At 72.6% G+C, this 21,754-nt stretch carries 15 protein-coding genes; 12 read left to right on the top strand and 3 right to left on the bottom strand.

Annotated elements, in window-relative coordinates:
• The first annotated feature begins 66 nt into the window (after positions 1-66).
• On the top strand, positions 67-1,872 hold the full coding sequence (locus OHS33_RS26540) for a chitinase (RefSeq protein WP_330332912.1): 1,806 nt from the start codon (positions 67-69) through the stop codon (positions 1,870-1,872).
• On the opposite strand, the gene OHS33_RS26545 is transcribed toward OHS33_RS26540, so the two are convergent.
• Both OHS33_RS26545 and gabT read right to left on the bottom strand, forming a co-directional pair.
• A complete protein-coding gene (locus tag OHS33_RS26545) occupies positions 1,811-2,668 on the bottom strand; it encodes a phosphatase PAP2 family protein (RefSeq protein ID WP_443065355.1) in 858 nt (285 codons plus the stop codon). The two genes, OHS33_RS26540 and OHS33_RS26545, sit on opposite strands and share 62 nt — an antisense overlap.
• 188 nt (positions 2,669-2,856) lie before the next feature.
• Complete coding sequence (gene gabT, locus OHS33_RS26550; RefSeq protein ID WP_330332914.1) at positions 2,857-4,191, bottom strand: 4-aminobutyrate--2-oxoglutarate transaminase; 1,335 nt, start codon at positions 4,189-4,191, stop codon at positions 2,857-2,859.
• Positions 4,192-4,439: 248 nt separating this feature from the next.
• Here gabT and OHS33_RS26555 point away from each other — a divergent pair, with 248 nt between their 5' ends.
• The 11 genes from OHS33_RS26555 to OHS33_RS26605 all read left to right on the top strand — a co-directional run bounded on the left by OHS33_RS26555 (position 4,440) and on the right by OHS33_RS26605 (position 20,710).
• Complete coding sequence (locus OHS33_RS26555) at positions 4,440-6,917, top strand: ATP/GTP-binding protein (RefSeq protein WP_330332915.1); 2,478 nt, start codon at positions 4,440-4,442, stop codon at positions 6,915-6,917.
• 115 nt (positions 6,918-7,032) lie between these two features.
• Positions 7,033-8,619: a PucR family transcriptional regulator gene (locus OHS33_RS26560; RefSeq protein ID WP_330332916.1), complete on the top strand. Its 1,587-nt coding sequence runs from the start codon at positions 7,033-7,035 to the stop codon at positions 8,617-8,619.
• A gap of 185 nt (positions 8,620-8,804) precedes the next feature.
• Positions 8,805-10,250, top strand: a complete 1,446-nt coding sequence (locus OHS33_RS26565; protein WP_330332917.1) for an aldehyde dehydrogenase family protein — start codon at positions 8,805-8,807, stop codon at positions 10,248-10,250.
• A 200-nt stretch (positions 10,251-10,450) separates the two neighbouring features.
• Positions 10,451-12,385, top strand: a complete 1,935-nt coding sequence (locus tag OHS33_RS26570) for an acyl-CoA dehydrogenase family protein (RefSeq protein WP_330332918.1) — start codon at positions 10,451-10,453, stop codon at positions 12,383-12,385.
• A gap of 84 nt (positions 12,386-12,469) precedes the next feature.
• Complete coding sequence (locus OHS33_RS26575) at positions 12,470-13,219, top strand: hypothetical protein (RefSeq protein ID WP_330332919.1); 750 nt, start codon at positions 12,470-12,472, stop codon at positions 13,217-13,219.
• A 58-nt stretch (positions 13,220-13,277) separates the two neighbouring features.
• Positions 13,278-14,528 carry a 1-deoxy-D-xylulose-5-phosphate reductoisomerase gene (dxr, locus tag OHS33_RS26580; RefSeq protein WP_330332920.1) on the top strand — a complete coding sequence of 417 codons (1,251 nt, stop codon included), beginning with the start codon at positions 13,278-13,280 and terminating at the stop codon, positions 14,526-14,528.
• A complete protein-coding gene (locus OHS33_RS26585; RefSeq protein WP_330332921.1) occupies positions 14,525-15,826 on the top strand; it encodes a M50 family metallopeptidase in 1,302 nt (433 codons plus the stop codon). The genes dxr and OHS33_RS26585 overlap by 4 nt, the downstream gene beginning before the upstream one ends.
• 244 nt (positions 15,827-16,070) lie before the next feature.
• On the top strand, positions 16,071-17,228 hold the full coding sequence (gene ispG / locus OHS33_RS26590; protein WP_330332922.1) for a flavodoxin-dependent (E)-4-hydroxy-3-methylbut-2-enyl-diphosphate synthase: 1,158 nt from the start codon (positions 16,071-16,073) through the stop codon (positions 17,226-17,228).
• Between the two features lie 191 nt (positions 17,229-17,419).
• On the top strand, positions 17,420-18,265 hold the full coding sequence (locus OHS33_RS26595) for a GNAT family N-acetyltransferase (protein ID WP_330332923.1): 846 nt from the start codon (positions 17,420-17,422) through the stop codon (positions 18,263-18,265).
• A 111-nt stretch (positions 18,266-18,376) separates the two neighbouring features.
• Complete coding sequence (locus OHS33_RS26600; RefSeq protein ID WP_330332924.1) at positions 18,377-18,946, top strand: GNAT family N-acetyltransferase; 570 nt, start codon at positions 18,377-18,379, stop codon at positions 18,944-18,946.
• 69 nt (positions 18,947-19,015) lie between these two features.
• Positions 19,016-20,710, top strand: a complete 1,695-nt coding sequence (locus OHS33_RS26605; protein WP_330332925.1) for a proline--tRNA ligase — start codon at positions 19,016-19,018, stop codon at positions 20,708-20,710.
• Between the two features lie 58 nt (positions 20,711-20,768).
• Here OHS33_RS26605 and OHS33_RS26610 read toward each other — a convergent pair whose 3' ends face one another.
• Positions 20,769-21,680, bottom strand: a complete 912-nt coding sequence (locus OHS33_RS26610; protein WP_330332926.1) for a slipin family protein — start codon at positions 21,678-21,680, stop codon at positions 20,769-20,771.
• Between the last annotated feature and the right edge of the window lie 74 nt (positions 21,681-21,754).

Genomic DNA, 21,754 nt, shown 5'->3' on the forward strand with positions numbered 1-21,754 from the left:
CTGGACCATCTTGAGCGCCGCGACACCCCCCACACCCCTCCATCCCCCCATGCACCGGAGGCAGTTGTGCGCAGAAGACTGTCCGTACTTACGGCCACCGCCCTGGCGGTGGCCGGTCTGCTGACCGCGGGGCCGCCCGCCGCGGCCGCTGACGCCGATCTCGCCCGCAACGGCGGCTTCGAGTCCGGCCTCGACGGCTGGAACTGCTCGGCGGGCAGCGGAGCCGTCGTCACCAGCCCCGTCCACGGCGGGAGTTCCGCCCTCAAGGCCACCCCGGCGGGCCAGGACTTCGCCCAGTGCGCCCAGAGCGTCACCGTCAAGCCGGACTCCGCGTACACGCTCGGCGCCTGGGTGCAGGGCGGGTACGCCTACCTCGGCGCGACCGGGACCGGCACCACCGACGTGTCCACCTGGACCCAGTCCCCGGGCGCCTGGAAGCGGCTGACCACCACCTTCCGCACCGGCCCCGCCACCACCTCGGTGACGGTCTGGACCCACGGCTGGTACGGCCAGGGGCCCGTCCTCACCGACGACCTCAGCCTGGTCGGCCCCGACCCCGGCGGCACCGGCCAGCCGCAGCTCCCGGCCGCCCCCACCGGCCTGACCGCGTCCGGCGCCACCGCGAACTCCCTGACCCTGTCCTGGTCGGCCGTTGCCGGAGCCACCGGGTACACCCTCTACCGGGACGGCGCGGCGCCGCTCGCGGTCACCGGGACCTCGGCGACCGTCACGGGTCTGGCCGCGTCCACGACGTACTCCTTCCAGGTCAGCGCCAAGAACGCGGCGGGCGAGTCCCCGCGCGGCGCGGCCGTCTCGGCGAGCACCACCACCGGCGGCGGGAACCCCGGCACCCCGGGCCTGCCCGCCCACGCCCTGGTCGGCTACCTCCACGCGAGCTTCGCCAACGGCTCCGGCTACCTCAAGATGGCCGACGTACCCGCCTCCTGGGACGTCATCGACCTCGCCTTCGGCGAACCGACCTCGGTGACCTCGGGCGACATCCGCTTCCAGCTCTGCCCGGTCAGCGAGTGCCCGGGCGTGGAGAGCCCCGCCGAGTTCAAGGCGGCGATCAAGGCCAGACAGGCGGCGGGCAAGAAGGTGCTGATCTCCATCGGCGGCCAGAACGGCCAGGTCCAGCTCGCCACGACGGCCGCCCGGGACACCTTCGTCTCCTCCGTCAGCAAGATCATCGACGAATACGGGCTCAACGGCCTCGACATCGACTTCGAGGGCCACTCGCTCTCGCTGGCCACCGGTGACACCGACTTCCGCAGCCCCACCACCCCGGTGATCGTCAATCTGATCGCCGCGGTCAAGACCCTCAAGGCCAAGTACGGCCCGGCCTTCGTCCTGACCATGGCCCCCGAGACCTTCTTCGTCCAGCTCGGCTACCAGTACTACGGATCCGGCCCCTGGGGCGGCCAGGACCCGCGCGCCGGGGCCTACCTCCCGGTCATCCACGCCCTGCGCGACGACCTCACCCTGCTGCACGTCCAGGACTACAACTCGGGTTCCATCATGGGCCTCGACAACCAGTACCACTCGATGGGCGGCGCGGACTTCCACATCGCCATGACCGACATGCTGCTCACCGGCTTCCCCGTCGCGGGCGACACCGCGCGGGTCTTCCCGCCGCTGCGCCCGGACCAGATCGCCATGGGCCTCCCGGCCACCACCAACGCGGGCAACGGGTACACCGCGCCCGCCGAGGTGAACAAGGCCCTCGACTGCCTGACGAAGAAGACGAACTGCGGGAGCTACCAGACCCACGGCAGCCGGCCCGCGCTGCGCGGCCTGATGACCTGGTCGGTCAACTGGGACCGGTTCGGCGGCTGGGAGTTCTCGAAGAACTTCCACGCGTACTTCGGCTGACCGCACCGACCGCGCCCACGCAGAGCAGGAGCGGCAGACACAGCAGCCAGCTGGCCAGCACGTCGAGCGGCCAGTGGAACCCCCGCAGCACCAGACCGACGGCCGTGGCCCCCGCGAGCAGCAGGGCCGCGGCCGTCGGCCACGGGCGGCGGGCGTACGGACGTACGAGCAGGGCGGCGCCCAGGTAGGCGACGGCCGCGGTGGCGGTGTGGCCGGAGGGGAAGTACCCGGCGGCCCACGGCTCCAGCGGACCCGGCCGGGCGGTCCAGTCCTTGAGCGGTACGACCAGGGCCGGGACCAGGGCCATGGCGAGAGCGGCGGCGAGCGCGGGCCGCCACCGCCGGGAGCGCCGGACGGCGTACGCCATCGCCAGCACCAGGACCGGCACGGCGACCTGGACGTTGCCGAGGTCGGCGAGGCGTTCGGTGACCGCGTCGGGGACGGAGCGCACCACGGCGCGGCTGATCCGTTCGTCCGGGGTGAGCAGCGGGCCCGAGGCCAGCACCTGCCAGGTGATCAGCGCGAAGGCGGCCCACGATGCGGCGCCGAGGGCGCACAGGGCGCGCGGCGAGAGGGGGCGCGGGGCGCGGGGGAACCGAATGGCCGGCCGTCCCGGAACAGGGGGGGTGGTTCCGGGGCGGCCGCCCGGACCGGGTTGCCGTCCACCCCGGGGGGTGTGGAGTGAACGGCTGTCCGATCGGTGAGGAGTGTGCGCGAACGCATGCCCGGTACGGCGCTGGGGAAGCCCGTTGCCGGGGTCGCCCGTGGAATTTCGCGGGCGGGCTGTTTCACTCATCTGCAGAAACCGTACGGCAGCGAAAGGGGGACCGACAGCGAGAACGCGCTCCCGCCATCGGCCCCCCACACCTTCTTCACAGTGCCCGACCGTTACCGCCGGTATCGATCGAGCAGGGGATCGAGCGCCGTGCTCGGGTGTTCGCCCGAGCGCTCGCGACGCCCTCCCCGGGAGTCGTCCGGACCGTCTCAGACGGCCGTGAACGCGCCCTCGATGATGTCCAGGCCCTCGTTCAGCAGGTCCTCGCCGATCACGATCGGGGGCAGGAAGCGCAGCACGTTGCCGTAGGTGCCGCAGGTGAGGACCAGCAGGCCCTCGGCGTGGCAGGCCTTGGCGAGCGCGCCCGCGGCGGCCGCGTTCGGCTCCTTGGTCGCGCGGTCGGTCACCAGCTCGATCGCGATCATCGCACCGCGGCCGCGGATGTCGCCGATGATGTCGAACTTCTCCGCCATCGCCGTCAGACGGGCCTTCATCACGGACTCGATCTTCTTCGCCTTGGCGTTGAGGTCGAGCTCCTTCATCGTCTCGATGGAACCGAGCGCACCGGCGCAGGCCACCGGGTTGCCGCCGTAGGTGCCGCCCAGGCCGCCCGCGTGCGCGGCGTCCATGATCTCGGCGCGGCCGGTCACGGCGGCGAGCGGCAGACCGCCCGCGATGCCCTTGGCGGTGGTGATCAGGTCCGGGACGATGCCCTCGTCCTCGCACGCGAACCACTGGCCGGTGCGGCAGAAGCCGGACTGGATCTCGTCGGCGACGAAGACGATGCCGTTGTCGTTGGCGAACTTCACGATCGCGGGCAGGAAGCCCTTGGCCGGCTCGATGAAGCCGCCCTCGCCGAGCACCGGCTCGATGACCATCGCGGCGACGTTCTCGGCGCCGATCTGCTTGACGATCTGGTCGATCGCCTGCGCGGCGGCCTCGGGGCCGCAGTTCTCGCCGCCGGTCGGCCAGCGGTAGCCGTAGGCGACCGGGACGCGGTAGACCTCGGGCGCGAACGGACCGAAGCCCTGCTTGTACGGCATGTTCTTCGCCGTCATGCCCATGGTCAGGTTGGTGCGGCCGTGGTAGCCGTGGTCGAAGACGACGACGGCCTGGCGCTTGGTGTACGAACGGGCGATCTTGACCGCGTTCTCGACGGCCTCGGCGCCCGAGTTGAACAGGGCCGACTTCTTGGCGTGGTCACCCGGCGTCAGCTCGGCCAGCGCCTCGCAGACCTCGACGTACCCCTCGTACGGCGTGACCATGAAACAGGTGTGCGTGAAGTCGGCGAGCTGCGCGGAGGCGCGGCGCACGACGGCCTCGGCGGAGGCGCCGACCGAGGTCACGGCGATGCCGGAACCGAAGTCGATCAGACGGTTGCCGTCGACGTCCTCGATGATGCCGCCGCCCGCGCGGGCCGTGAAGACGGGGAGCACGGAGCCCACGCCACCGGCCACCGTCCGGAGGCGGCGGGCCTGCAGCTCCTGCGACTTGGGGCCGGGGATCGCGGTGACGATGCGGCGCTCCTGCGGGACAGCGGTCATAGGGGGCTCCTGGGGGGTGTTTTCGGACGCACTTGTGTCTTTGTCCGCAGGCTAGGCCCGGGGGAGGGGGTACGGCATGCTCCGAACGGGAGTGGTCCCCGCGTGTCCTTGTCCGTGGCGGCCATAGGAGGGATCCGGGACGTGTCTCGTGGATCATGACGGGGTACGGGCCGCGGGCCACCCCCGGCGACTAGATTGAGCGCGCGCACGGCACGCAGTGCGGCGAACGGGCAGGGGGCTTGGGGTTCATGGACACCGACGGGACGCACGGCGCGCACGGTGCGTACGACACACCCGATCCGGGCGCGGCACCCGATCCGGGCGCGCCCCAGGTCCCCCGGCCCGCCGGCCCGCCCCCGCCCCTTCCCAAGGCGCTCCCGCCGCGCCCGGCCGCGGCCCCGACGCCGCCGCCCGTGCCCGGGTACGCGCCCGCGCCGACCGGGGCCGGCGGTGTCGGCGGGGCCGGCGGGGCCCACCCGGCTCCCGGCGCACCCGTCTCACCCTTCACCGCGTGGCTGCGCGTCCCCCGGCCGATCGCGGAGCCGGGCGTCTGGCGCTACGGCCACGTCCCGGTCGCACCGAAGCCCGCCGGATCCGACCGGTCGCTGCTCACCCGCGTCGTGGTCGCCTTCCTCGTCTTCTTCGTGTGCTGGCAGGCCTTCCTCGACGGGAAGCTCCCCTTCCTCGGGGCTCCCCTCTACTACTTCACCCCCGACAGCTGGTGGACCCGGGGCCTCGTGTCCGTCCCCACCGACCACCGGGGCGAGGCGGCGCTGGAGGTCTACGAGCTGCTGGCCACCGTGGGCCTGTTCCTCGGCTTCGCCAAGATCGGCGGCTGGCGCGCGGCCTTCGACCGGCTGATCGCCGACCGCGGCCCCTGGTACCGCGCGCTGGGCGCCGCCGCCGGGGCCGCCGTCGTCGTCGCGCTGATCGAGAACCAGGTCCTGCCGGTCTACCCCCTCGCCTTCGCCCACCTTCCCTACGCGGAACTCGGCGGAGCGGCCTCCTCGGTCATCACCTACGTCCTCTACGCGGTGATCTACCTCCCCGTCATCCTCGTCTTCGGACGGCTCGGCGACTGGCCGGGCCTGGCGCAGTCGGTCCTGGCGGGCCCCGCCGCCCCCTCCCGCGCACCCCTCCCGACCGTCCCGGGCGGCCCCGACGACCCCGCCGCCTGGCCGCGGCTGCGCGCCGCGGGGCTGGCGGAGGCCGCCGACCGGCTGGCCGCCGAGGCCGCCGCCGGGCGGATGAACGACGTCGACCACGTCCGGATCCGCCGGGCCTGGGACTCCGTCCTGGTGGACCCCGCGCGCCGCACCGCCTTCGCCCGGGCCGTGCGGGACAAGGGCGCCGCCGCCTGCGGCCACCCGTCCGGCGCCCGTGACCTGCCCACCCGCACCGCCGACCACGACCTGACCGTCGGCCAGGTCCGGCTCGGCCGGGTGACCGGCGCCGAGCCCAACCCGTACGAACGGCGCGGCACCGGCCTCGCCCTGGATCCGACGGTCCTCGGCACCTCGGTGCTCGCCGTCGGCCCCTCCGGAGCGGGCAAGACCACCCGGCTGGTGCGCCCCGCCGTCGAATCGCTGGCCCTCCAGGCGCTGGCCGGCGAAGCGGCGCTGATCGCCGTCACCGCCGCCGGATCGCCCCTCGGATCCGATGCCTCCTACGACATCGTGGTGCGGCCCGGCGACCCCGCGTCCGTCCACGACCTCGACCTCTACGGCGGCACCACCGACCCCGACGAGGCCGCCCAGCTCCTCGCCGAAGGCTTCGTCGGTGACCTGCCGGGCATCGACGCACGCCGCTGCGCCACCGCCCTCGCGCAGCTCATCGGCCCCTTCCGGGCGGCGTACGACCGCTTCCCCACCGTGCAGGAGCTGCGCGAACTCCTCGACGCGGTCCCCGCCGCGCTCGACCCGCTGCGCGCCGCGCTGGCGGCCGCCGGCCGTCAGGACATGCTGCGCGAACTCGACGCCCGGACCCGGCAGCACGGGGTCCACGGTGACCCCGGCCCCGCCCTCGCCGACCGGGTCGCGCTGCTCGACCGGCCCGCCTTCCACGGCTTCTTCGACACCACCGGCGCCGGACGGCCCTTCTCCGTACGCGCCCTGGAGCACCCCGTACGGGTCCGCGTCGACCTCCCCGAGCGGGGCCACGCGGAAGCCTCCAGGCTGCTGGCCCGGCTGCTGCTCGCGCAGTTCACCGCCGCCGCCGCGGGCCGCGCCGACCGCTCCCTCTTCGCCTTCCTCGCCTTCGACGACGCCTCGCACACCCTCACCCCGGGAACCGTCCGCGGGATCCAGCGGCTGCGCTCGGCCAATGCCGGGGTGCTGCTGACCCTGCGCACGCTGGACGACGTACCGGAACAGCTGCGCACCCCGCTGCTCGGCGCCGTCGGCTGCCGGATGGCCTTCTCCGGGGTGACCACCTGGGACGGCAAGTGGTTCGCCGACGCCTGGGGGACGGAGCTGGTGGAGACCCGGGACGTCACCAGCCGGACCGTGTACGCGGACCAGCCGATGACCCGGTTCATCAACACGGTGCGCAAGCTGATCACCGGCAAGGCGGTCACCACGGACGCCGTCACCGTGCGGCAGGTGGAACGGGAGCGCTGGTCCGCCTCCGCACTGGCCAACACCGTGCCCCCCGGTCACGCCGTGCTCTCGCTGACCTCGGTGGCCGGCGGGAGGGCGGCTCCGCTGCTGGTCTCGCTCCTCGACTGAAAGGGTTCCGCGACGCGACTGAAAGGGTTCCGCGACCCGTACGGGGTGGCAGAATCGAGGGGAGCCGTTCATACGACACGGCGAAAACCCCCTCCGCTAAGGCCGCTGGTAACCGATGCCGCTCACCCTCGCCTCGCTCGTCCAGCACTCGGCGCTCAAACTCAGCGTCCGTGCGGGGGAGAGCCGTCTGGACACCCCCGTCCGCTGGGCCCACGTCAGCGAGCTGGCCGACCCCGTCCCCTACATGGAGGGCGGCGAGCTGCTGCTGATCACCGCGATGAAGCTGGACGCGGAGGACCCCGAGGAGATGCTCCGCTACGTCCGCAGGCTCGCCGCCGCCGGAGTCGTCGGCCTCGGCTTCGCCGTCGGCGTCAACTACGAGGCGGTCCCCGACGCGCTGGTCGAGGCGGCCCGCGCCGAAGACCTGCCGCTGCTGGAAGTGCCCCGGCGGACCCCCTTCCTCGCCATCAGCAAGGCCGTCTCCGCGGCGCTGGCCGCCGACCAGTACCGGGCCGTCACCGCGGGCTTCGAAGCCCAGCGGGAACTGACCCGGGCCGCGCTCTCCGCCGACGGGCCCGCCGAACTCCTCACCCGGCTCGCCGCCCACGTGCACGGCTGGGCCGCGCTCTACGACACCTCCGGCGCGGTCGTCGCCGCCGCCCCCGAGTGGGCCGCGCGCCGGGCCGCCCGGCTCACCCCCGACGTGGAACGGCTGCGCGAGCGGCCCGCCCCCGCCAGCGCCGTCGTCGGCGGCTCCGAGGACCGCGTCGAACTCCAGTCCCTGGGCACCGGCCGCCGCGCCCGGGGCGCCCTCGCCGTCGGTACGGGAGCCCCCCTCGGCACCGCCGAGCGGTACGCCGTGCACTCCGCGGTCGCCCTCCTCACCCTCACCACCGAGCGCTCCCGGTCCCTGCACGACGCCGAATCCCGGCTCGGCGCGGCCGTCCTGCGACTGCTGCTCGACGGCGAGACCGCCCACGCACGGGCCGTCGCCGGTGACCTGTACGGCGTACTCCTCGACGCGCCCTTCCGGCTCGTCATCGCCGAACCCGCCCTGCCCGGCACGGCCCAGCCCGAAGGGCTCGCGCTGCTCGCCGACGCCGTCGAGTCGGCGGCCGCCCGCAGCGGCGAAGCGCTGCTGGTGGTCACCGAACCGGACCGGCTGCTGATCCTCGCCGCGGACGGCGGCGCCGCCGCCGGGGCGGTCGCCGACCACGCCGAAGCCCTCGAATCGCGGCGCGGCCGGGAATCCACGGGTCCGGAGCCGGACGAGCTGGTCGTCGGCCTGTCCGCGCCCGCCGGGCCCGCGACCGCCGCGGCCGCCTACAAACAGGCCGACCAGGCGCTCGTCGTCGCCCGGCGGCGCGGCCGCCCGCTGGTCGAGCACGACGACCTGGCGGCGGGCTCCGTCCTGCCGCTGCTCGCCGACGACGCCGTACGGGCCTTCGCCGACGGGACGCTGCGGGCCCTGCGCGACCACGACGCCATCGGCCGCGGCGACCTGGTCGCCTCCCTCCAGGCATGGCTCTCCCGGCACGGGCAGTGGGACGCGGCCGCCGCCGACCTCGGGGTGCACCGGCACACGCTGCGCTACCGGATGCGCCGGGTCGAGGAGATCCTGGGCCGCTCCCTGGACGATCCGGACGTCCGGATGGAGCTGTGGCTCGCCCTGAAGGTCACGGGCGCGGACGCCCCGGCCTGACCCCGCGCGGGCCCGTACACCGGCCTCCCGTACCGCGGGTACGGGAACGACCAGGCCGTCCCCTGACAAACCGGCGCACCCCGGCCGGGCGCCACTCCACGCCGGACAAGCGCCGAATCCGCGGCGGAGTCCTACGGTGGGAGGGACAAGGACTCCGCACACACTCCGAAGGGCCGGGATTCGCCATGACTTCCACCCACGCCTTCTGGCTCGCCGGTCGCCAGGCCACCGGCGAGGACAGCTTCGACGTCACGTCCCCCTGGGACGGCCGCGTGGTGGGCACCGTCAGCGTGCCCACCGACGCGCAGGTCGAGGAGGCCGTGGCGGCCGCCCACGCCGTGACCGCGGAGTTCTCGGCGACGCCCGCCCACGTACGGGCCGCCGCCCTGGACCACGTGTCCAAGCGCCTCACCGAGCGCACCGAGGAGATCGCCCAGCTGATCTCCGCCGAGAACGGCAAGCCCATCAAGTGGGCCCGCGGCGAGGTCGGCCGCGCGGTGTCCGTGTTCCGGTTCGCCGCCGAAGAGGCCCGCCGCTTCAACGGCGGCGAGGCCCAGCGCCTGGACACCGACGCCGGTGGCGTGGGCCGCCTCGCGCTGACCCGCCGCTTCGTCAAGGGCCCGGTCCTCGGCATCGCGCCGTTCAACTTCCCGCTGAACCTGTGCGCCCACAAGGTGGCCCCGGCCATCGCCGTCGGCGCGCCGATCATCCTGAAGCCCGCCCCGGCCACCCCGCTCTCCGGTCTGATCCTCGGCGAGCTGCTCGCCGAGACCGACCTCCCGGCCGGTTCCTGGTCCGTGCTGCCCGTGGCCAACGACAAGATGCCGGCCCTGGTCAAGGACGAGCGGCTGCCCGTGATCTCCTTCACCGGCTCCGACACCGTCGGCTACGCCATCCAGCAGTCGGTGCCCCACAAGCACTGCACCCTGGAGCTGGGCGGCAACGCCGCGGCCGTCGTCCTGGACGACTGGTCCTCCGAGGCCGACCTCGAATGGGCCGCGACCCGCATCGCGACCTTCTCGAACTACCAGGCCGGCCAGTCCTGCATCTCGGTGCAGCGCGTGATCGCCGACGCCGCCGTCTACGACCGCCTGGTCGAGAAGGTCGTCGCCAAGGTCCAGGCCCAGGTCACCGGTGACCCGTCCGACGCGTCCACCGACGTCGGCCCGCTGGTCTCCGAGGACGCCGCCAAGCGCGTCGAGTCCTGGGTGGACGAGGCCGTGGCCGCGGGTGCCAAGCTGCTCACGGGCGGCAAGCGCGAGGGTGCCTCGTACGAGCCCACCGTGGTCGCCGAGCTGCCCGCGGGCGTCAAGCTGGCCTGCGAGGAGGTCTTCGGACCGGTCCTGACCCTGCAGAAGGTCGACGGCGCCGACGAGGCCTTCGCCGCCGTCAACGACTCGAAGTTCGGTCTGCAGACCGGCGTCTTCACGCGGAACATCCAGACCGCGTTCCGCGCCCACCGCGAGCTGGAGGTCGGCGGCGTGATCGTCGGCGACGCGCCCTCCTACCGCGCCGACCAGATGCCGTACGGCGGGGTCAAGCAGTCCGGCGTGGGCCGCGAAGGCGTCCGCTACGCGATGGACGACTACACGTACGAGCGCGTCCTGGTCCTTACGGGCCTCGACATCTGAGCCCTCCCGTACGTCCGAGAGCCGACGGTCCGAACCCACTGTGCGGGGGTTCGGGCCGTCCCCTTTTGCCGTTTTCCCGCCGCATTTCCCGCCGTCCCCGTCGCGGCCCTTTTCCCGGGCGCCCGAAACGGGTACGACTCACTGGTAGCACCGACCGGTAATCACCTGATCATCCGATTCGGCGGCGAGGTGAGCTGCGCATGTCCGCAACACAGCCCAAGGTGACCGAGCGCGAGGCACGGCAGGTCGCGGAAGCGGCCCGGGAACAGGACTGGCGCAAGCCCAGCTTCGCCAAGGAACTCTTCCTCGGACGCTTCCGGCTCGACCTGATCCATCCCCACCCGCTGCCCGCCGCCGAGGACGTCCGGCGCGGCGAGGCCTTCCTGGAGCGGCTCCGGGCCTTCTGCGAGACCGAGATGGACGGCGCCCGCATCGAACGCGAGGCGAAGATCCCCGACGAGACCGTGCGCGGCCTCAAGGAACTCGGCGCCCTCGGGATGAAGATCGACACCAAGTACGGCGGCCTCGGCCTCACCCAGGTGTACTACAACAAGGCGCTCGCCCTCGTCGGCTCCGTCAGCCCGGCCATCGGCGCCCTGCTCTCCGCGCACCAGTCCATCGGCGTACCCCAGCCGCTCAAGCTCTTCGGCACCCAGGAACAGCGCGACCTCTTCCTGCCGCGCTGCGCCCGCACCGACATCAGCGCCTTCCTGCTCACCGAACCCGACGTCGGCTCGGACCCGGCCCGCCTCGCCACCACCGCCGTGCCGGACGGGGAGGACACCTACGTCCTGGACGGCGTGAAGCTCTGGACCACCAACGGCGTGGTCGCCGACCTGCTCGTCGTCATGGCCCGGGTGCCGAAGTCCGACGGGCACAAGGGAGGCATCACCGCCTTCGTCGTCGAGGCGGACTCCCCGGGCGTCACCGTCGAACACCGCAACGCCTTCATGGGCCTGCGCGGGCTGGAGAACGGCGTCACCCGGCTGCACCAGGTCCGGGTCCCGGCCGCGCACCGGATCGGCCCCGAGGGCGCCGGCCTGAAGATCGCCCTGACCACCCTCAACACCGGCCGGCTGTCCCTGCCCGCGATGTGCGTCGGCGCCGGGAAGTGGTGCCTGAAGATCGCCCGCGAATGGTCCGGGGTGCGCGAGCAGTGGGGACGGCCCGTCGCCCGGCACGAGGCCGTCGGCGCCAAGATCTCCTTCATCGCCGCCACCACCTTCGCCCTGGAGGCGATGGTCGACCTCGCCTCGCAGATGGCCGACGAGGACCGCAACGACATCCGCATCGAAGCCGCCCTGGCCAAGCTGTACGGCAGCGAGATGGCCTGCCTGATGGCCGACGAACTCGTCCAGATCCGCGGCGGCCGCGGCTTCGAGACCGCCGAGTCCCTCGCGGCCCGCGGCGAGCGCGCCGTCCCCGCCGAACAGATGCTCCGCGACCTGCGCATCAACCGGATCTTCGAGGGCTCCACCGAGATCATGCACCTGCTGATCGCCCGCGAGGCAGTCGACGCCCACCTGTCGGTCGCGGGCGACCTGATCGACCCCGACAAGGCGCTCGCCGACAAGGCGAAGGCGGGCGCCCGGGCCGCCGGGTTCTACGCCCGCTGGCTGCCCAAGCTGGCGACCGGAGCCGGTCAGGTCCCGGGCACCTACCGCGCGTTCCACCCCGCCGGACACCCCGACCTCGCCACCCACCTGCGCTATGTCGAGCGCGGCGCCCGCAAACTCGCCCGCTCCACCTTCTACGCGATGTCCCGCTGGCAGGGCCGGATGGAGACCAAACAGGGCTTCCTCGGCCGGATCGTGGACATCGGCGCCGAACTCTTCGCGATGAGCGCGGCCTGCGTACGCGCCGAGCACCTGCGCGCCACCGGCGACCACGGCCGCGAGGCCTACCAGCTGGCCGACGCCTTCTGCCGGCAGTCCCGGCTGCGCGTCGAGGAACTCTTCGGCCGGCTGTGGGCCAACACCGACGACCTGGACCGCACCGTGGTCGAGGGGGTCCTCGGCGGGGTCTACACCTGGCTGGAAGAAGGCGTCCTGGACCCCTCCGGCGACGGCCCGTGGATCGCCGACGCCACCCCCGGCCCCTCCGTCCACAAGAACGTGCACCGCCCCATCCGCTGACCATCCGCCGATACCCCGCCGGCTGAAGGGGCACAATCGTCTCCTCGACATGATCCGAAGGGGACGGGGAGCACGATGCACAGGGTGGGGAAGAACACGACGGTCCGGCGCGCGGCGGGGGCCGCCGCCACGGCGCTGCTCCTGGCCGGCGCCGCCGCATGCGGCGGCGCCGGCCAGGCGGACAAGGAGACGGGTGTGCCCGCGCCCCGCACGGCGGCCGCGAGCACACCGCCCCCGGCGGCTCCGGGACCCGGCGCGGACAAGCTCAAGACCCTGACCCTCGCCCCGGGCGAGAAGGCCGGGCACTACACGGCGGACGAACCGGTCCTCGACGAGCCGATGAACGAGTCGTACGAGGCCACCCCCGCGGTGTGCCAGCCGCTGACCAGCCTGGGCAAGGCGGGCCACACCGCCCAGGCGTACGCGAAGACCTCCGGCCCGGGCGGGATCATGCAGGACGCAAGCACCGAGATCGTGCTGCGCTCCTACAAGGACGGCGGCGCGGCCGCGGCCCTGAAGTCCCTGGCGGCCGCGGGCAAGAGCTGCGCGGGCGGCTACAAGGAGGACCGGATGCTCGCCGAGGGCACGGTCCTCAAGGTCGAGCCGGTCCCGGCGCCCAAGCTCGGGGACGAGGCACAGGCCTACCGGATCGTGGTCCAGGACGTGAAGGAGAAGAACATCTCGCTGTACAAGTACCTGACGGTGATCCGCTCGGGCTCCGTCACGCTCTCGTTCCGCTCCGACATGCTCGACACCAAGGACTTCGGCGGGGTGCCGCCGGAGGTCGTCACGGCGCAGTACGAGAAGTTCGCCAAGGGATCGGGCGCCGCCTAGGAACACGTCCTGGGGAGACCGGGTCCGCGCGGCCCGGCGATGCGGCAACAATAGGGGGATGAGCGACAGCCCATCCCCCCTCGCCGACCCGCACCTCCTCTTCGACGCCGCGGCAGGCCGCCGGGACATCGTCGTGCTCGGGTCGACCGGTTCCATCGGCACCCAGGCCATCGACCTCGTCCTGCGCAACCCGGACCGGTTCCGGGTGACCGCGCTGTCCGCCGCGGGCGGTCGCGTCGCTCTGCTCGCGGAGCAGGCCCGGCTGCTGCGGGTGAAGACGGTGGCGGTGTCCCGCGAGGACGTCGTACCGGCGCTGAAGGAAGCGCTGGGCGACCAGTACGGCGCCGAGCCGATGCCCGAGATCCTGGCCGGACCGGACGCGGCGGCCGAACTCGCCGCCTCCGAGTGCCACACCGTCCTCAACGGCATCACCGGATCCATCGGCCTCGCGCCGACCCTCGCCGCGCTCCGCGCGGGCCGCACCCTCGCGCTCGCCAACAAGGAATCGCTGATCGTCGGCGGGCCGCTGGTCAAGGAACTGGCCCGGCCCGGCCAGATCATCCCGGTGGACTCCGAGCACGCCGCGCTCTTCCAGGCCCTCGCCGCCGGCACCCGGGCCGATGTGCGCAAGCTGGTCGTCACCGCCTCCGGCGGCCCCTTCCGCGGCCGCACCCGCGCCCAGCTCGCCGACGTCACGGTCCAGGACGCCCTCGCACACCCGACCTGGGCGATGGGTCCGGTCATCACCGTGAACTCCGCGACCCTGGTCAACAAGGGGCTGGAGGTCATCGAGGCGCACCTGCTCTACGACATCCCCTTCGACCGCATCGAGGTCGTGGTCCACCCGCAGTCCTACGTGCACTCGATGGTCGAGTTCACCGACGGCTCCACCCTCGCCCAGGCCACCCCGCCCGACATGCGCGGACCCATCGCGATCGGCCTCGGCTGGCCCCAGCGGGTCCCCGACGCGGCCCCGGCCTTCGACTGGTCCAAGGCCTCCACCTGGGAGTTCTTCCCGCTGGACACCGAGGCCTTCCCGGCGGTCGGTCTCGCCCGGCACGTCGGCGCCCTGGGCGGCACCGCCCCGGCCGTCTTCAATGCGGCGAACGAGGAGTGCGTGGAGGCCTTCCTGGCCGGTCGGCTGCCGTTCACAGCAATCATGGATACCGTCGCAGCCGTGGTCGACGAGCACGGAACCCCGGGCTCGGGAACTTCCCTGACCGTCCGGGACGTCCTGGAGGCGGAGACCTGGGCACGGGCCCGGGCCCGGGAAATGGCGGCACAGGCCGCAGTGGAGGCGCGCGCATGACGATTCTGATGACCGTGATCGGCATGCTGATCTTCGTGATCGGACTGCTGGTCTCGATCGCCTGGCACGAGCTGGGCCACCTGTCGACGGCCAAGCTGTTCGGCATCCGCGTGCCCCAGTACATGGTCGGCTTCGGCCGGACCATCTGGTCGCGCAAGAAGGGCGACACGGAGTACGGGCTCAAGGCCATCCCGATGGGCGGCTACATCCGCATGATCGGGATGTTCCCGCCCGGCGAGGACGGCAAGGTCACCGCCCGCTCGACCTCGCCCTTCCGGTCGATGATCGAGGACGCGCGCTCGGCGGCGTACGAGGAACTCCAGCCCGGCGACGAGAACCGGCTCTTCTACACGCGCAAGCCCTGGAAGCGCGTCATCGTGATGTTCGCGGGCCCCTTCATGAACCTGGTGCTCGCGCTCGCGATCTTCTTCGGCGTGTGGATGACCTTCGGGGTCACCCAGCAGACGACCAAGGTGGCCTCGGTCTCCGACTGCGTCCTCAAGCAGAGCGACAAGCGCACCACCTGCAAGCCGGGCGACCAGGTGGCCCCGGCCAAGGCCGCCGGGCTCAAGGCCGGCGACAGGATCGTCGCCTTCGACGGGCACCGGGTCACCGACTGGTCCGTCCTCCAGGAGAAGATCCGCGACACCGTCGGCCCGGTCACGGTCACCGTCGTGCGCGACGGCAAGGAGCTGACCCTCAGGCCCACCCTGATCGAGAACACGGTCGGCAAGACCGACGGCCACGGCGGGTACGTCAAGGGCCAGTTCGTCACCGCGGGCTTCCTCGGCTTCGGCCCCGCGACCGAGACCGAGGCCCTCGGCTTCGGCCAGTCCGCGAGTCACATGGCCGATGTCGTGGACCAGAGCGTCAGCGGGCTGCTGAAGCTGCCGTCCAAGATCCCCCCGCTGTGGAACGCGGCCTTCGGCGACGGCGAGCGCCAGCCGGACTCCCCGATCGGGATCGTCGGCGCGGCCCGTATCGGCGGCGAGATCGCCAACCTCGACATCCCCGCCACCGACCGGCTCGTGATGTTCCTGAACCTCGTCGGCATGTTCAACCTGGCGCTGTTCCTGTTCAACATGCTGCCGCTGCTCCCGCTCGACGGCGGGCACATCGCGGGCGCCCTGTGGGAATCGGTCCGGCGCAATCTCGCGCGGGTCTTCCGGCGCCCCGACCCGGGCCCCTTCGACGTGGCGAAGCTGATGCCCGCCGCCTATCTGGTGGCCGGGGTCTTCGTCTGCTTCACGGCGCTGGTGATGGTCGCGGACGTGGTGAACCCGATCAAGATCAGCTGACCCGGGCCACCACGGCAGCCACCGCGGCGGTCACCGCCCGCCGCGGTGGCCGCCGTTCAGCCGATCTTCCTACCGCACTCCAGGGAGAGTCGGCCACGATTCGTGTCCGGGTCCCTACGTTTGGGTGGTGCGCCCCCTCGGATGCGCGGGTGGCGCGCTGATTGGCGTAATCTCGAAGGCTGGAGCCCGCCGATCTCGGGACCTCGATCCACACCTTGATCCACACCTTGGGGTTGCTCAGCAGATGACTGCCATCTCTCTCGGAATGCCGTCCGTGCCGACCAGGCTTGCCGAACGCCGGGTCAGCCGCAAGATCCAGGTCGGATCGGTCGCCGTCGGCGGCGACGCACCCGTTTCGGTGCAGTCCATGACCACCACCCGGACCTCCGACATCGGCGCCACCCTGCAGCAGATCGCCGAACTGACGGCCTCGGGCTGCCAGATCGTGCGCGTGGCCTGCCCGACCCAGGACGACGCCGACGCCCTCGCGGTCATCGCGAAGAAGTCGCAGATCCCGGTGATCGCCGACATCCACTTCCAGCCCAAGTACGTCTTCGCGGCGATCGACGCGGGCTGCGCCGCCGTCCGCGTGAACCCGGGCAACATCAAGCAGTTCGACGACAAGGTCAAGGAGATCGCGCGCGCCGCAGGCGACGCGGGCACCCCGATCCGGATCGGCGTCAACGCGGGCTCCCTCGACGCCCGGCTGCTGAAGAAGTACGGCAAGGCCACCCCCGAGGCGCTGGTCGAGTCCGCGCTGTGGGAGGCCTCCCTCTTCGAGGAGCACGGCTTCGGCGACATCAAGATCTCGGTCAAGCACAACGACCCGGTCGTGATGGTCAACGCCTACCGCCAGCTCGCCGTGGCCTGCGACTACCCGCTGCACCTCGGCGTCACCGAGGCCGGTCCCGCCTTCCAGGGCACCATCAAGTCCGCGGTCGCCTTCGGCGCGCTGCTCTCCGAGGGCATCGGCGACACCATCCGCGTCTCGCTCTCGGCCCCGCCGGTCGAGGAGATCAAGGTCGGCCTCCAGATCCTGGAGTCGCTGAACCTCAAGCAGCGCCGCCTGGAGATCGTCTCCTGCCCCTCCTGCGGCCGCGCCCAGGTCGATGTCTACAAGCTGGCCGAAGAGGTCAGCGCGGGCCTGGACGGCATGGAGGTGCCGCTGCGCGTCGCCGTCATGGGCTGCGTCGTCAACGGCCCCGGCGAGGCCCGTGAGGCCGACCTCGGCGTCGCCTCCGGCAACGGCAAGGGCCAGATCTTCGTCAAGGGCGAGATCATCAAGACGGTGCCCGAGTCGAAGATCGTCGAGACCCTCATCGAAGAGGCGCTGAAGATCGCCGAGCAGATGGAGAAGGACGGCGTCATGTCCGGCGAGCCGCAGATCTCCGTCGCGGGCTGAAACCCTCCCGCACGGACCGCTGCCGCCCGCGGCAGCGGCTGCGCCCGCACCCTCCGCTTTCCCGGCCCCGGCCCCGTTCCCGCAGCTCGCGGGCGGGGCCGGGGCTTTTTTGTCCCGCCGCGGGCGGCATCCCACGGGTGTGCCGGGTACAGTGCGGAGATCAGCGGACGTGCACGGTGAGGCCCCCTACAGTGTTGACGCAGACCACCACCAGGGTCCTGGAACCCAGCGATCTCGACGCCGCGCTCGAACTCCTCGGCCGCGAGCCCGTCGCGAACGCCTTCGTCACGTCCCGGGTCCAGGTCGCCGGCCTCGACCCCTGGCGCCTCGGCGGCGAGATGTGGGGCTGGTACTCCGACGGCCACCTGACCTCCCTGTGCTACGCGGGCGCGAACCTGGTCCCCGTCTGCGCCACCCCCGACGCCGTACGGGCCTTCGCCGACCGCGCCCGGCGCACCGGCCGCCGCTGCTCCTCCATCGTGGGCCCCGCCGAAGCCGCCGGACAGCTGTGGCGGCTGCTGGAGCCGCACTGGGGCCCCGCCCGCGACGTCCGCTCCCACCAGCCCCTGATGACCATGGAGCGGTCCTCCACCGAGATCGCCGCGGACCCACTGGTCCGCCGGGTCCGCAAGGAGGAGATGGACGTGATCATGCCCGCGTGCGTGGCCATGTTCACCGAGGAGGTCGGCGTCTCCCCGCTCGCCGGGGACGGCGGCCTGCTCTACCAGGCCCGGGTGGCCGAGCTGGTCGCCGCGGGCCGCTCCTTCGCCCGGATCGAGGACGGCAAGGTCGTCTTCAAGGCCGAGATCGGCGCCGCCACCTCCCGGGCCTGCCAGATCCAGGGCGTCTGGGTCGACCCCGCGCACCGCGGCCTCGGACACTCCGAGACGGGGATGGCCGCCGTCGTCGACTACGCCCTGCGGGACATCGCCCCCGTCGTCAGCCTCTACGTGAACGACTTCAACACCGCCGCGCGGGCCTCGTACCGGCGCGTCGGCTTCCGCGAGGTCGGCGCCTTCATGAGCGTCCTGTTCTGATCCGCTTCCGATCCGCGCCCGCCACCGCGGCAGCGTATGCCGCCGTCCCGTGCCACCGGCGTGTGCCGAGTCCGTATCCCGGCACGGGCGCCGCGAAGTAAGGTCGGCCGCATGCTGCCTACCCCCGGGGGCGACCCCCGCCACCCCGCCGGCGTCACCCTCGGTCCGCTCGACCTCGCCGCCCGCGTGGACGAGGCCCTGCGGGTCCAGGCCGTCGCCTTCGGGCTGAGCGAGGAGGAGGTGGCGATCCGGCGCTACATCGTGCAGCGCCACATGACCTGCCCCGGAGCCCGCTCGCTGGGCGCCTTCGCGGACGGCGGCGCCCTGGTCGGATTCGTCTACGGAATGCCCAACGACCGCGGCCACTGGTGGTCCACGGTCGTCGAGCCGCACCTGCGCGCGGGCGGCCACGACGCATGGCTCGACGGCTCCTTCGTCATCACCGAACTCCACGTCCACCCCGCCTTCCAGGGCCGGGGCGTCGGCCGCGCCCTGATCACCCGGATCACCGACACCGCCACCGAGCCGCGCTCGATCCTGTCCGCGATCGACACCGACAGCCCGGCCCGCGCGCTCTACCGCAAGCTCGGCTACACCGACCTCGCCCGCCGGGTGCACTTCCCGAGCGCCCGCCTGCCCTACGCGGTGATGGGCGCCCCGCTGCCCCTGCTGCGGCCCTGAGCCGCCTCGGCACCGGCTGCGGCCGTAATGGATTTTCCGGGGCCGCGGCGCCCCCGGTAGCCTCGCGTCATGTCAACGCAACACGTGCAGCGCATGTCCCGTCTGATGGCCAAGACCCTCCGCGAGGACCCGGCCGACGCGGAGACCCTCAGCCACAAGCTCCTCGTCCGCGCGGGCTACGTCCGCCGCAGTTCGGCCGGAGTGTGGAGCTGGCTGCCGCTGGGCAAGCGGGTCCTGGACAACGTCTCGCGCGTCGTCCGCGAGGAGATGGACGCGATCGGGGCGCAGGAGGTGCTGCTGCCCGCGCTGCTGCCGCGCGAGCCGTACGAGGTCAGCGGGCGCTGGACGGAGTACGGCGACCTGCTCTTCCGGCTCAAGGACCGCAAGGGCGCCGACTATCTGCTCGGCCCCACCCACGAGGAGATCTTCACCCTCGTGGTGAAGGACCAGTGCACGTCCTACAAGGACCTGCCGGTGATGCTCTATCAGATCCAGACCAAGTACCGCGACGAGGCCCGGCCCCGCTCGGGCGTGCTGCGCGGCCGCGAGTTCCAGATGAAGGACTCGTACTCCTTCGACGTCAGCGACGAGGGCCTCGCCGAGTCGTACGCGCTCCACCGCGCCGCCTACCAGCGGATCTTCACCAGGATCGGGCTGGACCACCGCATCGTCTCGGCCGTGTCCGGCGCGATGGGCGGCTCCGCCTCCGAGGAGTTCCTGGCCCCGGCGGGCGCGGGCGAGGACACCTTCGTCGACTGCCCGTCCTGCGACTACGCGGCCAACACCGAGGCCGTCACCTTCGCCCTGACCCCGGTCACCGCCGAACACGCACCGGCCGAGGACATCGCCACCCCCGACACCCCCACCATCGAATCGCTGGCCGCCCACCTCGGCGTACCGGCCTCGGCCACGCTCAAGAACCTGCTGGTCAAGGTCGACGGCGAGATCGTGGCCGTCGGCGTACCGGGGGACCGCGAGGTGGACCTGGGCAAGCTCGGCGAGCACCTGGCCCCCGCCGTGGTCGAGCTGGTGACGGCCGAGGACTTCACCGGCCGCCCCGACCTGGTCCGCGGCTACGTCGGCCCGCAGGGCCTGGAGAAGGTCCGCTACCTGGCCGACCCCCGCGTCGCGCCCGGCACTTCGTGGGTCACCGGCGCCAACCGCGTCGACACCCACGCCCGCAACGTGGTGTGCGGGCGGGACTTCGAGGTCGACCAGTACCTCGACGTGGTCGTCGTCGAACCCGGCGACCCCTGCCCGGCCTGCGGTACGGGGCTCCGGCTCGACCGCGCCATCGAGATCGGCCACATCTTCCAGCTGGGCCGCAAGTACGCGGACGCCTTCGGGCTCGACGTCCTCGGCAAGGAGGGCAAGCCGGTCCGGGTCACGATGGGTTCGTACGGCATCGGGGTCTCCCGCGCGGTCGCGGCCCTGGCCGAGCAGAGCGCGGACGAGCGCGGCCTGTGCTGGCCCGCGGAGGTCGCCCCGGCCGACGTCCACGTGGTGGCGGCGGGCAAGGCGGTGCCGCTCGCGCTGGCCGAACAGGCCGCCGACGCCCTGGCCGAGGCCGGCAAGCGGGTCCTGCTGGACGACCGGCCGGGCCTCTCGCCCGGCGTGAAGCTGACCGACGCCGAGCTGATGGGCGTCCCGTGGATCCTGGTCGCGGGCCGCCGCTCCGCCGAATCGGTGGTCGAGCTCCAGAACCGGGCCACCGGGGTCCGCGAGGAACTCCCCCTGGCGGAGGCGCTGTCCCGCCTGGTCTGACGCCCCCGGACACCGCGCGCCCCCGGCCCCGTCCGGGACCGGGGGCGCGCTCGGCGCGTCAGGCCGCGGGCAGCTCCGGAGGCATGTCCGCGTCCGCGTCCGGCAGTTCCGGCACGGGATCAGCGGCCTCGACGGCATCCGGAGCCGCAGCCGGAGCGGGCGTGGACACCGGAGCGGCGGCGGGCGCGGGCGCGGGGGCCGCGCCCGCCGCCGGGGCCGCGCGTTCCAGGAACCGCAGCAGTTCCACCGGGAACGGCAGGACCAGCGTGGAGTTCTTCTCCGCCGCCACCGCCACCACCGTCTGCAGCAGCCTCAGCTGGAGCGCCGCCGGCTGCTCCGACATCACCTCGGCCGCCTGGGCCAGCTTCTTCGAGGCCTGCAGCTCCGCGTCCGCGTTGATCACCCGCGCCCGCCGCTCGCGGTCCGCCTCCGCCTGCCGGGCCATCGACCGCTTCATCGTCTCCGGCAGCGACACGTCCTTGATCTCGACCCGGTCGATCTGCACGCCCCACCCGATCGCCGGACTGTCGATCATCAGCTCCAGCCCCTGGTTCAGCTGCTCCCGGTTCGAGAGCAGGTCGTCCAGGTCCGACTTGCCGATGATGGACCGCAGCGAGGTCTGCGCCATCTGCGAGACCGCGAAGCGATAGTCCTCCACCTCGATGAGCGCGTTCGCCGCGTCGACCACCTTGAAGTACACGACGGCGTCCACCCGGACCGTGACGTTGTCCCGCGTGATGCCCTCCTGGGCCGGGATCGGCATCGTCACGATCTGCATGTTGATCTTGTGCAGCCGGTCGACGCCCGGGATGACCAGCGTGAATCCGGGCCCCCGGATCCCCTCCCGCAACCGGCCGAAGCGGAACACCACACCGCGTTCGTACTGTTTGACCACCCGCGCGGCGGCGCCCATGAAGACCACGACACCGGTCCCCGCGGCGATTCCCGCTGTCAGCAGTTCTCCGACCATGACGGCCTCCTGGCGGACGAACCCACGTACCTACGGTATGCCCGCAGGGGGCCCCGACAACCGGTCGCGCGGCG

It is taken from the genome of Streptomyces sp. NBC_00536, assembly GCF_036346295.1.
Lineage (GTDB): Bacteria > Actinomycetota > Actinomycetes > Streptomycetales > Streptomycetaceae > Streptomyces.

Coding starts and splice junctions, on each gene's coding strand:
- dxr (WP_330332920.1), top strand. CDS start 13,278: ATGAGCGACAGCCCATCCCCCCTCGCCGACCCGCACCTCCTCTTCGAC.
- OHS33_RS26570 (WP_330332918.1), top strand. CDS start 10,451: ATGTCCGCAACACAGCCCAAGGTGACCGAGCGCGAGGCACGGCAGGTC.
- gabT (WP_330332914.1), bottom strand. CDS start 4,191: ATGACCGCTGTCCCGCAGGAGCGCCGCATCGTCACCGCGATCCCCGGC.
- OHS33_RS26585 (WP_330332921.1), top strand. CDS start 14,525: ATGACGATTCTGATGACCGTGATCGGCATGCTGATCTTCGTGATCGGA.
- OHS33_RS26560 (WP_330332916.1), top strand. CDS start 7,033: ATGCCGCTCACCCTCGCCTCGCTCGTCCAGCACTCGGCGCTCAAACTC.
- OHS33_RS26555 (WP_330332915.1), top strand. CDS start 4,440: ATGGACACCGACGGGACGCACGGCGCGCACGGTGCGTACGACACACCC.
- OHS33_RS26600 (WP_330332924.1), top strand. CDS start 18,377: ATGCTGCCTACCCCCGGGGGCGACCCCCGCCACCCCGCCGGCGTCACC.
- OHS33_RS26610 (WP_330332926.1), bottom strand. CDS start 21,680: ATGGTCGGAGAACTGCTGACAGCGGGAATCGCCGCGGGGACCGGTGTC.
- OHS33_RS26545 (WP_443065355.1), bottom strand. CDS start 2,668: ATGAGTGAAACAGCCCGCCCGCGAAATTCCACGGGCGACCCCGGCAAC.
- ispG (WP_330332922.1), top strand. CDS start 16,071: ATGACTGCCATCTCTCTCGGAATGCCGTCCGTGCCGACCAGGCTTGCC.
- OHS33_RS26565 (WP_330332917.1), top strand. CDS start 8,805: ATGACTTCCACCCACGCCTTCTGGCTCGCCGGTCGCCAGGCCACCGGC.
- OHS33_RS26605 (WP_330332925.1), top strand. CDS start 19,016: ATGTCAACGCAACACGTGCAGCGCATGTCCCGTCTGATGGCCAAGACC.